Here is a 15,335-nt window from a genome sequence, read left to right on the forward strand (position 1 = left end):
AACTAGCGTTTTTTTATTTACTATTATATTTTTTTAATCCTAACTCTATTATTTTTATCGCTTTTTCTAATCTATCTAATTCTAAAGCATACGATATTCTAATTTTATTTAATCCTAACTCTTCATTTTGATAGAAACCTTTTGCCGGTGCTAACATAACTGTTGAATTTTCATATGAAAACTCACCAAGTAACCACTTAGAAAAATCTGTTGCATCTTTTACAGGAAGTTCAACGATACAATAAAATGCTCCTTCTGGTTTATTTAATACTACTCCATCTATTTTATTTAATCCTTCATATAGGAAATCTCTTCTTTCCATATATTTTTTATTAACAGCTTCGTAGTAATCCTTCCCCATACATCTATATAATGCTTCTGCTCCAACCATATCAAGAGTTGATATTGATAGTCTTGATTGACATAACTTTAAAATATAAGACATAAACTCTTTATTTTTATTTAATATTGTTCCAACTCTTGCACCACATGTTGAAAATCTTTTTGAAATAGAATCTATAAGTATTATTCTATCTAAATTATCTACGAAAGTTCCACAACTAACTGTATCCTTTCCATCATAAATAAATTCTCTGTAAACTTCATCACTTATTAAAAATAAATTTCTATCTTTTGATATTTCATTTAACATTAAAAGCTCGTCTTTCGAGTAAACTGATCCTGTAGGATTTCCCGGATTTGAAAACATTATAGCTTTTGTCTTTTCTGTAATTAAATTTTCAATTACTCTTTTTTCTGGAAGTTTAAAGTTTTCCTCAAATTTTGTAGGAATTCCCACAACTTTAATTCCTAACATAGCAAAAAAACTGTTATAATTTGCATAATATGGTTCTGGTATTAGAACTTCTTCTCCAGCATTGAAAAGTGTCATTAGCGTAAATAATAAAGCTTCACTTCCACCTGCTGTTATTAGTATTTCATCATTTTCATAATTTATTCCTAAATTATTATAATATTTTTTTATTGAGTCTATCAACTCTTTTCTCCCTGATGAGTCCGAATAAGCTATTGTTCTCTCTCCAAAATTCTCTATTGCTTCAAAGAACTCCTTTGGAGTTTCTAAATCTGGTTGACCTATATTTAAATGTATTATATCTACACCAGCATCCTTAGCCTTTTTTGAATATGGTATTAACTCTCTCACTGGAGATGTTTTTAAATTTTGTATATTTTTTGAAAACATCTGTCCCTCCTAAAAAAACTTTTTTAATATTATATCAATCTATCGCATTTATGTGAAGTTTTTTTTAATTGAAGTGTTTTCTAAACTCTGATATAATTCAATCACTAACTATTCTTTAAGGAGATAATTTAAAATGAAAGTAAAATTCAAATCTTTTTTCTTAATCTTAGGTATCTTTTATGTTTTAATTGGTGCTCTTGGTATTAGTAATATGGGATTTTTTAATCAAAATATTGAATATATCTTAAGTACTGTTTTGTTCTTAAATGGTATTTATCATATTTTCTATTCTATGACTAATCGAAAAACACCGTATTTCCACTGGGGTCTTGTATTTGGTGAAGGATTAATCGAGCTTATATCTGTGGCTGTTATTCTTTTAAATACCTTTACTAGTCAATTATTTTTTACAAGTTACATTGGAAGTCTTCTTTGTTTAAAAGGACTAATTTTAATTTTAGGAAGGGATAATAAACTTACATCTTGGGAAAATACCAATGCTAAAATCAAAGTTTTAGTAATTGTAAAAGGTTTATTGCACTTTTTATTTGGTTCTTTAATTATTGTATTACCATTATTGACAGACAAAGCTGTTTATGTGGTTTTTGGTTGGTATATTCTATTTTTAGGAATCCATTTTTTAACAGAAGAATATATTACTAATAAAAAAAGTGATGTTTAAGCATCACTTTTTCTTTTTCAAAATATATATTTGAGATTTTTCATAAGTATTTAAAGCCATGAACCATAATAGTGTTGCATATAAAACAGTATAAATAGATATTTTAATTAGAAAATTAAAATAGTTCACCTCATTTAAATATTTATTCAAAACAAATCCAAAAATCATAACTAAACCAATTGGTATAGACATCTTCAAAATATTTTTCCAAAATCTAACTATATCTAATTTTACCGAAACCTTATAATATATATTCATCACCAATATTTGACCGAGTATAAAAGATAAACCAGTTGCTACAGCACAACCAATTACTCCAATTTTTTTTACAAATATAATACTTAAAATTAAATTTAAAATAGCTATTATAAAATAAACTATTGATCTAAATTGATGCATATTTTTAGCTTGCATTATACTTACTCCAGTACTTTGAATCAATGGCACTGTAAGAGGAATCATTATCCATAACGCTATATTATATGCCTCTGTATAATCTTTTCCAACCCATAAAATTATAAAATCTTTTCCAAACAATATAAACCCTGATGAGATAAGACCTAAAAGAATATACTGTAATCTTCCTACTTTTAAAAACATCTCATCAACTTCAGTTTGCTTATTTTCTGCTATTAAACGATTTATTCTTGGAAATAAAACTCCAGAAACTGCTGATGAAAATCCCATATATAAAGTATTGAAAATAGCTCCTACAGAATATATTGCAATTCCCTGAACACCAACATATTTTCCAATTATAACTCTATCAGTTCCCCAATAAATCTGGTCAATTAAAACATTTAAAAATATAAAAAATGAATATATAAATATCTCTTTTAAAATGCTATTATCAAATCTAGAAAATTTTATTTTCATTCCTAACTTAAAAGCATAAATCATATCAAATATATAAGAAATAAATGCAAAAAAAACTGTAGAAATAGTTACAGCAATTAAGCCAAATCCATTTATCATAAGCAATGCTCCTACAATTGGATTTAATATCACTGTAGCTAACTTAACTCCTCTTTGATATATAAATTTTTCTTTAGATGTAATATTTGTTGAAAATATTCCCATTGGAAAAGATATAACTACGTTTAAAGCTAATATTAAAAATACAGCCTTTGTTTTTTCTAGCTCCTCCAAAGTAAATCTAGTTCCAAAAAAATTTCCTATATTAAAATAAATATATCCTCCTATAGCAAAAGCTATAGTCATTAAAATTGAAAAAATTATTAAAAACATTCCATTTAAAGAATTTTCTTCTTCTAGTTTTCCTTCCGCTCGGTACCTAGTTGTATATCTCAACATAGTATTCCCTAATCCTAAATTCAAAATAGATATATATCCCATTATGGACTGAACTAAAGAGTTTATACCATAATCTGCCGGTCCTAAATATCTCATATATAGTGGAGTATAAACTATTTGAATAATTGAGCTCACTATTATTGTCATCATTGAAAGAGCTGTCCCTATTTTTAATTCATTTCTAACCATATTCACCTCTAACTTTTTAAAAATTCATCTAATTTTAAAAAGTGTCTTTCTCCATCTTGTGCTGCTCTTGTTATTACATTTGGAGATAAAGCTTCATTTTCTTTAAATTTTTCATAATTTAATCCTTGAAGATTATCTAATGAAACAAAATTTTGTTTAAAATCTAAGTCCTCTAAAACATTTGTCATTTTTTTGCTATAAGCTATTGGAAACACTGGTTTTTTTAGAACAAACCCTAATATCATTGCATGGAATCTTGTTGCTACAATACTATCTGCTTTATTTAAAATATTTAAAGCTTCATTCATATCTCCTCTATAAAAATATTTAGTTATATATTTATGTTGATCATTAGGAATCATATTAAACAGTCTTTTTATAGCTTCTTCATCCTTTTCTCCTTGACAAAAAGACATAAATTTAACATTTTTACCACTTTTTATAATTTCTAAAGTTAAAGATTTTAATCTATTAAAATACTCTGACTCTATTCCATTAAAACCAGGTCTTGCAGAAGGTAAAATTATTGAAAATACAACATAATTTTCATTTTCAAGAGGTTCTTGTTTTAAACTAAATACAATATCTTTTCCGAATCTAACATTTTCAAGATCCTTAAATAATTCATATGAATATCTTTCTCTAAAACATACATCATTACATTTTTTAAAAAATTCATGGTACATATTTTTAAAATTTTCATTTTTATAAGGACCAAAATTAGCACCTAAAACAAAATAATTTTTTCCAAACTCTAAATTTCTTTCTCTAACTTTAAAATCTTCTTTTGAAAAATCATTTTCTATGAAAATTGATCCTCCTATATTAACAACTCCATCTAATTCTTTTGCTTTTAAGTCCTCTAATATGTTTGATACACCAAATTTTCTTCCTAGACGAAATAATATTTTTTTAGCAAAAGTATTATTATACAATATTTTTAAGTTATTGCTTTGTATTCCTTTTAAATTTTCATATTCAGGAGTTGCAAAAAGATAAAATTCAGTATCTTTATATCTTTCACAAAGCATTTTTATAAAAAGATCATCTCCTAAATTCAACTGTGCATAAGCTTTTATTAATATTTTTTTCACTATCCCTCACCCTATTTTCTTGTTAACAATTTTTTCAATTGTTTAAACCTCATCATTTTTAATCTAAAAATTCTATAGTAATAATATAGTTTTATATTTAGTGTTTCTATTTTTTTAAACCTTCTTATTTGTTCTTTTATTTCTTTATAAAACCTTTTCCAATTTTCAACTTTATTTTCATTCAATTTTTGAAGTACATCAAAGGGATACATTATACCATGATATTTAAAGCATTCCCTAACTTTATTTAAATTTTCTTCATACACTCCTTTATCTATATAAAATTTTATCAATTCATCTATTACTATATAAATATCTGTTCTATTTCTATAATTGTTAGATACAGAGTTTTGATTCATAAAATAATTATAATATGGAGTATCGATAGACACTATTTTATTACTATAAAAAAAACATATAAAATTAAAAAACATATCTTCTCCAGTATAAACATTTAATAGAAATTCAATACTATTTTTCTTTAATATATCTTTTCTATAAATTTTATTACAAGGAGAAGCAAACCATTCCGTAGTACAATCCATATAATCATTTTTGGTATTTTTTTTATCAACTTTAACTGTTGAAAGTAAATTAAAATTTTCATCTATTTTTTTAAATCCACATATAACAATATCTGCTTTATTTCTTTCTGCTTCATTAATCATATCTCCATACATATTTAAATCTACCCAATCATCTGAATCTAAGAAAGCTACGTATTTGCTTTGAGCTATTGAAAGGCCTATATTTCTAGCAGCACTACATCCTCCATTTTTAACTTGTTTAAAAACTATATTTTTATTTTTTTGAGATAACTTTTGACAAATTTCAGCTGTTTTATCTTTAGAACCATCATCTATTATTATTATTTCAATGTCTTTCAAATTTTGATTTAAAACCGAAGTTACACATCTTTCAATATATTTTTCTACATTATAAGCCGGAATTATAACGCTTAACATTCTATTCCTCCACTATTTAATTTTGTTTTAAATTATATAATGATAAATATAATAATTCAAATAAATTTATCTTGTATTTTTTTCTTAAAAATAGTAAAATTGAAATTAGTTTCCTAGGAAACTAATTTGTTTTTAGGAGTGATTTTATGATTTATAAGAAAAAAGCTATTTTTATTTATATAGGTATCTTTTTTAGTTTTTTAGTTTTTTTATTTCTTTCGGTTACATTCCAAATGAATATTCCTTACTCTTCTAGAGCATTTTTAGAATATCAAATAGCTCCTGTTTATAGCCAAGTTTCTGGAAGTGTTGATCAAATTTTTGTTAAAAATGGAGAATTTGTAAATATAAACCAGCCTTTATTTAGCATTGATAGTAAAATTTATAAAGCTTCTTATTTATCAGCATTAGGACATTACAATGAAGCTTTAGACTCTATTAAAACTTTAAAAAGTGACATTGAAAAAAATAAAATTATTGTAGAAAAAAATAAGAATATCTATCAACGTAATAAAAATGAACTTCTAAAATTTGAATCTCTTTATAAAAAAACTTTTATTAGTGAAATAGACTTAGATAATATGAAAACAAAAGTTTTAGAAGCTGAGAAAACTTTAAAAAATAGTGAAGGAGTTTTAGAAAATCTTTTAACTAAATATAAGATTGATGAAAATTCTACTCCCGCTCTTTTAATTGCTAAAGGAGCTCTAAAAAAAGCTTCAATTAACCTTCAAGACACTACAATTCTTTCTCCAATTAATGGGGAAGTAGTCATGGAAAATTTTTATCAAAATACATCTATTAAAGAAAATACTCCTTTATTTTATATAAAAAATGACAATATTTTAAAAATCAATGTAGATTTAAAAGAAAAGAATATAAAATCTATTGTCTCTGGCAGAAAAGCTTTAATTTTATTTGATGGAATTCCTGGAGTTATTTTTAAAGGAACCGTAGAAAATATAAGTCCTATTTTAGCTCAAGGATATAGTCCTTCAAATGCTCTTGTTAACATTCCCAATGATAACCGTTGGATTAGAGATAACGGTAAGATTAGAGTTTCTATTATTGTGGAAAATTCAGAAACTATAAAAGATTTGTCTAGTGGTTCTATGGCTTCTGTTATTCTTCTTTCTGAAAATAATAATACTTTTTTTAATTTTTTAGCTAAATTTTGGATAAATATAATTAAGGTGTTTAACTATGTCTACTAACGATAACCTTAACTTTATTCCAGATATTTTTAGAAGCCTTTTAGCTATTACTATTGGAATTTTATTGAGTAAGTATACTAATTTTTCTTTTAATTTTCAAATTCCTATAATTGCTTTTGGCATTGTTACTACAATGAAAAAATTTTCTATTAAAACTTTTTTAAAAAATTATTGGTGGATTTCATTTTTTGCAGCCATAGGTTTATTATTTACAGAAATTTTTAGAGAAAATCTTCCCGCTTTTGCAATTTTTACATTTGCTATATTTTTCAGTTGCTTTTTTTTCTCTTATAAACATCCAACTGGAATTAGAAGTGGTATTTTAGGCTATTCTTTTACTAGTATATATGCTACTTATAATGATAAAATAGTTGAGAATATGGTTACCGATATAATTTGGGTGACTATTTTAGGTGGACTTATTGGCTGGGCATTATTAATTATATTTCCCACAGGAAAGGAAAATCCTGAAGAAAAAAAACTACAACGAGAAGATATTCACAAAAATATTTTTCATATTTTAAAAATAACTACTATTGTTTATTCTCTATGGTTAGCATATATGTTTTTCGACATTAGAGATACTTTTTTTGCCTATGCAACTTTAGCTGGAATATATACTAATTTAAATTTAGAAAAAATCCATAAACTATCTTTTTTAAATATTATTATTCACAGTTTAGGATGTTTTTTAGCAATTATATTTTCATTTTTTATAAATGGCATCAGTAACAACCCAATTATTTTTGCTTTTTCTCTTATAATTTTTATATATCCTTTAATTTTTTTAGGATATTATGGTAAAACATCTTTTCAAAGAATTTTTTTCTTTGGAATAATTAGAGCAATTATACTTCCAATATGTTTATATCTTACACCTTATGGTGATATTGTTACAAAAGCTTCAACTAGAGCCTTACAAATCACAATCATTTTGATTTTTTCGATGTTTTTAACAAAATTTCTTTTATTTATCCAAGGAGGTTATAATGAATAAAATTAAAATACCTATTTTAATTTCAAGAATAAATAGATTACAAAAGAAACACCTTAATGATAGCTTAAAACCTTTTAATTTAGAATCTTCTCAAGGTATTATACTTTTAAAAATTAAAGAATTAAAAAAAATAACACCCACACAACTCGTTGATTTAGGTCTTATTGAAAAACCAGCTATTAGTAAAACTTTAAAAAAATTAGAAGGACTAGGATATATATTTAAATCACCTTCTGACAGTGATGCTAGAAGCTTTTCTGTTTCTTTGACCGATTCAGGAAAACAAATTGGAAAACACGTTGAAAAATTTATAGATGAACTTGATAAACACTTTCAATCTATTTTAGATAAAAATAATGCAAAAGAATTAACTAAAATTTTAAATTTTCTAGAAAATAAAGAAATAAAAAAATAGCTGAAAATTTTCAGCTATTTTTAATTATTTTGTACCAAATATTCTGTCTCCACAATCTCCTAATCCAGGATAAATATAACCGTTAGAATCTAATCCTTGGTCAATTTTAGCAGTATAAATTGCTACATCTGGATGAGTTTGTAAAACCTTTGCTATTCCTTCTGGAGCTGCTACTAAACACATAAATACTATATTTTTTACTCCAGCATTTTTTAAGTAATCAATTGCGTATATTGCTGATCCTCCTGTTGCTAACATTGGATCTACTAATATAACTTGTTTATTTTGAACATCTACAGGAAGTTTACAATAATAATATACTGGTTCTAAAGTTTCTTCATCTCTATAAACTCCTATATGACCTATTTTAGCCGTTGGAATTAAAGATACTATTCCATCTACCATTCCTAATCCAGCTCTTAAAATAGGTACAACTGCGATGTTTGTTCCTAAAGTATATCCAGTTGTTTTCATTAGAGGAGTTTCTACCTCAATCTCATCTAAAACCAAATTTTTTGTTACTTCATAAGTCATCAGCTTAGATATTTCATTTAAATTTTCTCTAAATGATTTTGTATCCGTATTTTTATTTCTTAATAATGTTAATTTATGTTGTATTAGCGGATGATTTATTTCTATTACAGCCATTTTAACCTCCCTAGTTTATATTACTTTAAAAAAAAACAGGACATAGTCCCGTTTTCTTATTTCTTTAATCCAAACTTCTTGTTGAATTGCTCTACTCTTCCAGCTGCGTCTACGAACTTAGCTTTTCCAGTGTAGAATGGGTGACAGTTTGAACAAACAGCTATTTTAAGCTCGTCTCCCTTTGCTAAAGTTGATCTTGTTTCAAATTTGTTTCCACATGTACAATCAACAGTTATTACTTTGTACTCTGGATGAATTCCTTTTCTCATTAATTTCACCTTCCTAAAATCTTTCTATTTATCGTAAAGATTTTATCATAATTTTTTAACTTTTGCAACATTTTTTTACTAAAAGAATAAAGTTTTTTACTATTTTTTTCTCCTTTCTTTTTATTTTTTTTTAATTTTATGATAAAATATTATAAAACTTTAAAAGGAGAATTATGGCTATAAAATATTATGCTTTTATCATAGATAAAGAAAATTACTCTGGAGTAGTTACATCTTGGGCTGAGTGTCAAAGTATAACTAAAGGAAAAAGTGCAAGATATAAATCGTTTAAAAATGAAATCGAGGCAAAAGAATGGTTAAAAAATGGTGGCCTTTATGAAGATAAAAAACTAAAGATACAAGAAGCTAAAGCAAATTTAGAAGATGCCATTTATTTTGATGCTGGGACAGGACGAGGGATTGGTGTTGAGGTTAGAGTAACAAATCGCTTTGGAAACTCATTACTTGATAATATTTTGCCAGAAAAAATGATAAATGAATTTGGAAATTACTTAGCACCTTCAGAAAGTACAAATAATTATGGTGAATTAATTGGGATTTACTTAGCAATTGATATAGCTTTAAGAAAGCGAAATTTTAAAATTTTTGGAGATAGTAAATTAATTATTGATTATTGGTCTAAAGGGCATTATAATAAAGCGACGCTTAATGAAAAAACTATAAATCTTATTCAAAAAACTACAGAAAAAAGAAAACAGTTTGAAAGTTTAGGTGGAACTATTCAACACATATCTGGAGATATTAATCCTGCAGATTTAGGTTTTCATAAATAATTTTAGGAGGAATACATGGAGTTTGAACTATTTGATAAGCTACATCTTTTTTACCTTTTAGGATATTCTTTACTTTTTTTATTTCTTTATATTGGGGTAGCATATAATCCACAACCAAAAAAAGTTATGAGAATTATTTCTTTTGTCATACTATTAATAAAATGTGGTGAGTTATTTATTAGATATAAGCTTATTGGAGAAGCTTGGTATCAACTACTTCCCCTACACCTTTGTAATATTACACTTATATTTGCTGTATTTGGATCTATATTTAGATTCACCCCATTTTTATACGCAACATTTTTTTGGTCAATTGGAGCAGTCTTTGCACTATTGACTCCTGAAGTACGAGAAACTTTTCCACATTTTTTTAATATAAGTTTCTTCTCTACACATTTTTATATAATTTTTGTTGCTATAACTGAATATAAAATCTTTAATTTAAGACCATCACTTGAATCTTGGACTGGATCTTTTCTTGGATTAAATATAATTGCAGCTGGTGTTTACTTTATTAATAGCGTTCTTGGAACAAACTATCTTTATATAAATAGAAAACCCACTTTCTCATCTCCTTTAAATTACTTTGGAGATTGGCCTTATTATATAATAGTAGTTGAATTTGCATACATTACACTTACACTCTTTCTATTATTTTTATTCAAAAAAAAAGATTATAAAATAAAAGTAAGCAGGTAGAAATTTCTACCTGCTTTTCACTTTATTATTAAAATATCCTTTATTTCTTGCAGCTTCTCCAAAGTTTCATTAGATACTTTCACTCTATATGTCACTCTCTCATTAAAATCTTTATTTAAAAGTTCTTCATTCCCTTCTATAAGGAGTGATTCTACTTCATTAATTTTCTCATATGAAAAATCCAAAATACATTCATATCTTTCAATAAACTCAATTATCTCTCCTTCTAAAATTGCTAACTTTGCAGTTTTAGCATAATTACGAACTAGTCCACCAGCCCCTAATTTTATTCCTCCAAAGTATCTTGTAGCTACCACGACTACATTATTTACTTCCATATATGTTAATATTTCTCCCATAGGTTTACCCGCTGTTCCACTTGGTTCTCCATCATCATCTGCCTTAAAATACTCTTGACCATTATCTATAACTCTATATACTGTACAATTATGAGTTGCATCTGGATGTATTTCTCTTATCATACTTATAAAATCTTCTGCTTCTTCTTTCGTAGAAATAGGTTTAGCATAGCCTATAAACTTTGATTTTCTCTCTTCAAATTCTATTCTTACTGCTTTTTTTATACTTTTCATTTATTTAACTCCTAATTATAAAATCTACAAACTCTAATAATATATTATATATAGGAGACATTATTATATTTAAAGCCCCAAAATAACTTAAAGCCACTATAAATAAAATCCCATATGTATCTAGTGTAAATATTTTAATTCTATTTTCATCATTTAAAAATGATGCAAGCACCCTTGAACCATCTAGTGGTGGAATAGGTAATAGATTAAATGTTCCTAAAGCCATATTTATTATAATAAAGTAAATTGATAAATCATTAAAGGGTATTATAGAATATCTTATTAATATTGCTCCTAATATCATTAATAAATAATTTGTTAATACTCCAGCTATTGAAACTAGAAATTCCCCTATTCTTCCATTTCTTAAAGCAAAGTAATTTACAGGTACTGGCTTTGCCCATCCAATTATAAATTTAGCACCACTTAAAAGCATAAATATTGGTATTAATGCTCCTATCGGATCTAAATGTTTTAATGGATTAAGAGATAATCTTCCTGAATGCTTAGCTGTTTTATCACCACAAAAAAGGGCCATATATCCATGAGCTAATTCGTGTAATACTAAAGAAAAAAGTAAAATTATAACTTTAAAAATAATCATTAATTATCACCTCGCTTAGATAGCTTAACATAATTATAATTCTAAAGTCAAATATGGAATCTCACTAAAAAAATATATAATTTCTATTAAAAAAATATAAGTGTAGTTCACTAATGGAGTAATAAGAAATTCTAAGTAAAAATTTGATAAAAAAAGCGCTAAAAAACTTAAAATCATTAAAAATGATGCAATAGGAATTATGAAAATATTACTAAAAAATGAAAGTAGCGGTATACTTCGAAAATATATATAAAAAATAGGAGTCATTGATATCTGAATTACAAAAGTCATTAATATTAAATTTAATATCTTTTCTAAAAGTAATATCTTATTTTTAAATTTCGGTATTCTTTGATAAATAAAAATTATTGAAAAAACTGCCACATAAGACATCCAAAAAGATAATGAATAAATCCATGTGGGATAAATTAAAAGTGAAATACAAAAAGCTAGAATAAAACTTTTTTTACTATCTACCTTTTCATATAAAATATTTCCAAGTAAGTAAATTATCCCCATTATATATGCTCTAAATACAGACGGTGATTTTCCAATTGAAAAAACATATAATGTTAAAATTATAAATACTATTATATAACGATTCTGTTTCTTTAAATTTAATTTTAAAAATAAAAAAATCATTCCTGATACTATAATCCCTATATGTAGTCCAGATATTACAAGCAAATGAGCTGTTCCAGTATATCTAAACTTATCTTTCAAATATTCATCTAAAAGATACCCCTCTCCTAAAATAGTAGCTCTTAAAAAATTCTCTAAATCTATAGAATATTTTTCAGTAATTCTTTTTATTTTTTTTATAAAAAATTCTTTAAAAAAATTTACTTCATCTTTAATATTTTCGACTTCTATTTTATATTTTACTCCCCACTTTGAATACTTAATTTTTGTTATTTTTCCATAAATATTTTTTTCTCCATCAGCAACTTTATCTACAATAAAATAGATATTTTTTATCGGGAACTGATTATTAATTTTTTCTATTTTCCCTTTTCCTGCCTCAACTCTCCCTGTAATTTCAACATAATCCCCAATCTCAATTCCCTCCTTAAAAGTTACCCAAAATAACCTAAAAAAGAAAATTGAGACAAAAATTATAATTAATGTCCCAATTTCTGTTTTTTTCAACATTCCCTCCTATTCATTATATTTAAAATAAAATATATATGAGATTACAAAAGATACTGCTGAAAATAATGCTGATGAGTAAATTCCAAATTTTGTTACCTCTCCACTTCCTCTTAAAACCAACATTAATGGTAATATAACAATTGAAACTAAAAAAGCCATTTTAAGAAAAAAACCTTGAATTCCGAAACAAACCCCTTCAATTCTATTATTTATTCGCTTACTTATTTTTTCACTAATATCACTCATCATTGCAGGAGGAAATATAAAAGCTGCTCCTGAGATAGGTATTCCTAAAAGTGCAAATATTAAAAATCCATATTTAACTGGAATTAATTGTCCTAGAAGAGCTAAAGCTACTGTTAACAATATCAAACCTATTAGAGATCCCAGCATTATTTTTCTATATCCAAATTTTCTAGAAAGCTTATTAACTGGATAGAAAAATAATGCTGATGCCCCAAATAATAACGCTGATGCTATAGTTATTGTTTCTTTTCCATATCCCATTATATCTTCTACATAGTAATTCATCATAGCTCGCAATGAATTAAATCCTACAAAGAAAAATAACAATCCAAATAAATAATTTCTAAAATCTTTGTCTTTAACTACCTCTTTTAAAATTTCTTTTATATTTCCTACATGTTCAACAGGCCTTGAATATTTCTTCTCTGGAACTAAAAAGACAGTTACATATAATCCTAAAACGCATAAAATACTTAAAGATATAACCATTCCTCTAATACCAACTAATGTATCACCTTTGCCAAAATACTTAATTAAAACTCCAGGTAAAATCATTGCAATTGCACTATATAATAATCTAAAAACTGACTGCCATGTAGATAAATTTAATCTCTCTTCTGAGTTTTCACCTATTTCTGGTATTAAAGCATTGTATGGAGCACCAACTATTGTATAAAAAGTAAAAAATAATGACCCTACTAAAGCTAAATATATAAATGTTCCCTGTTCACTTGTTAAAGGTGGATAAAAGAAAGCTACTGTTGTTATTGCTAAAGGTATTGCTCCAACTGCAATAAAAGGTATCCTTCTTCCCCATTTACTATTAAACTTATCTGATAAATATCCTACTACTGGATCAGAAATCATATCTACAACTCTTGAAATAGCCAAAGCTAAGGAAATTAAAACTGGTGTTAAAAATGGCTTAAGTCCTGAGTTTTCTGGTGGAAGATAAAAGTATAGTATCCATTGTGCAAATATTTGATCTACAATAGCATAGCTTACTCCTACTCCATAAAATATTTGTGTTGTTAAAGGTATTCTTCCTTTCAAATTATGTCCTCCTCAATTCTTTTTAATAAGTACTCTTTTATGTTAAATTTTGGATTTTTTAAAACTATCTCTAAACTTTCATCCAAATATTTCTTTATTTTTCTACCATCCTTTATTCCTAATCTTATTAAATCATCTCCTGAAATTAATAAGTCTTTTAAAAAAATTGGTTCTTTATCTTTTATAATTTTTTTAAATTTTATTATTACATTTAAAAAATCTTCGTTTAATTTCCTTATTTCTAATATACTTTTAAAATCATCAATTCCAATCTTTAAGATCAGTTTTTTTATTTCATAAGAACTAGATTCTTTATTTATATTATCTATATTGTTTATTATATTTAAAATAGATTTTTTAGTTTTATTATCTAACTTTAAAATTTCCAATTCTTTTTGACTTTTTAGAAATATAATTGATAATTTTAAAATTAAATCTTCATTTTTATATCCATCTATTTTTTTTAGTTTGTTTAAAATATTATTTTCGTTTATTTCTCTATTAGTTTGTGGAAACAACTCTTTTAATATGCCTAAGGACTTTAAAAGCATAATAGAATTACTTGATTTTTTGCCTTTTAATATCTTAAAAAATTCGTCTTGAACTCTTTCTATTGCAACTCTTTTTATTTCTTTTTTGCATTTTAAAATATCCTGTTTAGTTGATTCAAAAATTATCAACTCTTTCTCTCCAGCTATTCTAATACCTCTAAGTATTCTAAGTGGATCTTCTTTTATTCTCTCCTCTCCCTCTCCAACAAATCTTAATATTCTATTTTCTATATCTTTCTTTCCTAAATAAGAATTATATATAAGTTCTTTTCCATTAAATGCGATAGCATTTATTGTAAAATCTCTTCTTTTCAAATCCTCTTTTATATCTTCTACAAACTCTATTTCCAGTATATTTCTAAAGTTAGTAAATTTTATATCTTTTCTTAATTTAGCTATCTCGTATTTTTTACCATTAAAATCTATTTGAATTATTCCAAATGCTTTCCCTATCTCTTTTGGTGAATAATCTTTAAATATTTCTTTTAACTTCCCATACTCTATATCTGTACAAAAATCACAGTCCTTCGGTTCTAATCCCAATAAATAATCCCTTATATAACCTCCTACTATATATCCCTTTCCAAATTTATTTAATACGTCTAGTATCATTTCTATATCTTTTGTTAATATTATTTTTTTCATATTACCT

At 25.5% G+C, this 15,335-nt stretch carries 17 protein-coding genes; 6 read left to right on the forward strand and 11 right to left on the reverse strand.

What is annotated here, in order from left to right:
- Window positions 1-13: 13 nt before the first annotated feature.
- The gene (locus NON08_RS03515) at window positions 14-1,204 is read right to left on the reverse strand and encodes a pyridoxal phosphate-dependent aminotransferase (RefSeq protein ID WP_256690103.1); all 1,191 of its coding nucleotides are present in this window, start codon (window positions 1,202-1,204) and stop codon (window positions 14-16) included.
- Between the two features lie 133 nt (window positions 1,205-1,337).
- Here NON08_RS03515 and NON08_RS03520 point away from each other — a divergent pair, with 133 nt between their 5' ends.
- The gene (locus NON08_RS03520) at window positions 1,338-1,886 is read left to right on the forward strand and encodes a DUF308 domain-containing protein (RefSeq protein WP_256690104.1); all 549 of its coding nucleotides are present in this window, start codon (window positions 1,338-1,340) and stop codon (window positions 1,884-1,886) included.
- A gap of 3 nt (window positions 1,887-1,889) precedes the next feature.
- Here NON08_RS03520 and NON08_RS03525 read toward each other — a convergent pair whose 3' ends face one another.
- Genes NON08_RS03525 through NON08_RS03535 form a run of 3 tightly spaced genes read right to left on the reverse strand, consistent with a single transcriptional unit; the run spans window position 1,890 to window position 5,448 of the window.
- Window positions 1,890-3,389: an oligosaccharide flippase family protein gene (locus NON08_RS03525; RefSeq protein ID WP_256690105.1), complete on the reverse strand. Its 1,500-nt coding sequence runs from the start codon at window positions 3,387-3,389 to the stop codon at window positions 1,890-1,892.
- 8 nt (window positions 3,390-3,397) lie between these two features.
- Window positions 3,398-4,483, reverse strand: a complete 1,086-nt coding sequence (locus NON08_RS03530; RefSeq protein WP_256690107.1) for a polysaccharide pyruvyl transferase family protein — start codon at window positions 4,481-4,483, stop codon at window positions 3,398-3,400.
- Window positions 4,484-4,494: 11 nt separating this feature from the next.
- Window positions 4,495-5,448 carry a glycosyltransferase family 2 protein gene (locus NON08_RS03535; protein ID WP_256690108.1) on the reverse strand — a complete coding sequence of 318 codons (954 nt, stop codon included), beginning with the start codon at window positions 5,446-5,448 and terminating at the stop codon, window positions 4,495-4,497.
- 146 nt (window positions 5,449-5,594) lie between these two features.
- Here NON08_RS03535 and NON08_RS03540 point away from each other — a divergent pair, with 146 nt between their 5' ends.
- From NON08_RS03540 to NON08_RS03550, 3 genes are read left to right on the forward strand one after another with little or no spacing between them, the layout of a single operon-like run.
- Window positions 5,595-6,662 (forward strand): HlyD family secretion protein, encoded by a 1,068-nt coding sequence (locus NON08_RS03540; protein WP_256690109.1) that lies wholly within the window; start codon window positions 5,595-5,597, stop codon window positions 6,660-6,662.
- A complete protein-coding gene (locus tag NON08_RS03545; RefSeq protein WP_256690110.1) occupies window positions 6,652-7,659 on the forward strand; it encodes a hypothetical protein in 1,008 nt (335 codons plus the stop codon). Before NON08_RS03540 ends, NON08_RS03545 begins: the two co-directional genes overlap by 11 nt.
- Entirely contained in the window at window positions 7,652-8,074 is a 423-nt protein-coding gene (locus NON08_RS03550; protein ID WP_256690111.1) for a MarR family winged helix-turn-helix transcriptional regulator, read from the forward strand. Before NON08_RS03545 ends, NON08_RS03550 begins: the two co-directional genes overlap by 8 nt.
- A gap of 24 nt (window positions 8,075-8,098) precedes the next feature.
- Here NON08_RS03550 and upp read toward each other — a convergent pair whose 3' ends face one another.
- Both upp and rpmE read right to left on the reverse strand, forming a co-directional pair.
- Window positions 8,099-8,722, reverse strand: a complete 624-nt coding sequence (gene upp, locus NON08_RS03555; RefSeq protein ID WP_256690112.1) for a uracil phosphoribosyltransferase — start codon at window positions 8,720-8,722, stop codon at window positions 8,099-8,101.
- Between the two features lie 56 nt (window positions 8,723-8,778).
- Complete coding sequence (gene rpmE / locus NON08_RS03560; RefSeq protein WP_256690113.1) at window positions 8,779-8,991, reverse strand: 50S ribosomal protein L31; 213 nt, start codon at window positions 8,989-8,991, stop codon at window positions 8,779-8,781.
- Window positions 8,992-9,164: 173 nt separating this feature from the next.
- Here rpmE and NON08_RS03565 point away from each other — a divergent pair, with 173 nt between their 5' ends.
- Window positions 9,165-9,785, forward strand: a complete 621-nt coding sequence (locus NON08_RS03565) for a ribonuclease H family protein (RefSeq protein ID WP_256690114.1) — start codon at window positions 9,165-9,167, stop codon at window positions 9,783-9,785.
- Window positions 9,786-9,800: 15 nt separating this feature from the next.
- Window positions 9,801-10,484, forward strand: coding sequence for a TIGR02206 family membrane protein (locus NON08_RS03570; protein WP_256690115.1), 684 nt, complete (start codon window positions 9,801-9,803; stop codon window positions 10,482-10,484).
- A gap of 17 nt (window positions 10,485-10,501) precedes the next feature.
- Here the strand turns inward: NON08_RS03570 and NON08_RS03575 are convergent, their stop codons facing one another.
- Genes NON08_RS03575 through NON08_RS03595 form a run of 5 tightly spaced genes read right to left on the reverse strand, consistent with a single transcriptional unit; the run spans window position 10,502 to window position 15,328 of the window.
- Window positions 10,502-11,077 (reverse strand): IMPACT family protein, encoded by a 576-nt coding sequence (locus NON08_RS03575; protein WP_256690116.1) that lies wholly within the window; start codon window positions 11,075-11,077, stop codon window positions 10,502-10,504.
- A gap of 4 nt (window positions 11,078-11,081) precedes the next feature.
- Window positions 11,082-11,681, reverse strand: coding sequence for a site-2 protease family protein (locus NON08_RS03580; protein WP_256690117.1), 600 nt, complete (start codon window positions 11,679-11,681; stop codon window positions 11,082-11,084).
- 33 nt (window positions 11,682-11,714) lie between these two features.
- Window positions 11,715-12,830 (reverse strand): ComEC/Rec2 family competence protein, encoded by a 1,116-nt coding sequence (locus NON08_RS03585; RefSeq protein ID WP_256690118.1) that lies wholly within the window; start codon window positions 12,828-12,830, stop codon window positions 11,715-11,717.
- Between the two features lie 9 nt (window positions 12,831-12,839).
- Window positions 12,840-14,132 (reverse strand): MFS transporter, encoded by a 1,293-nt coding sequence (locus NON08_RS03590; RefSeq protein ID WP_256690119.1) that lies wholly within the window; start codon window positions 14,130-14,132, stop codon window positions 12,840-12,842.
- Entirely contained in the window at window positions 14,129-15,328 is a 1,200-nt protein-coding gene (locus NON08_RS03595; protein WP_256690121.1) for a CCA tRNA nucleotidyltransferase, read from the reverse strand. Before NON08_RS03595 ends, NON08_RS03590 begins: the two co-directional genes overlap by 4 nt.
- Window positions 15,329-15,335 lie beyond the last annotated feature (7 nt).

Source organism: Cetobacterium sp. NK01 (genome assembly GCF_024506395.1).
GTDB lineage: Bacteria > Fusobacteriota > Fusobacteriia > Fusobacteriales > Fusobacteriaceae > Cetobacterium_A > Cetobacterium_A somerae_A.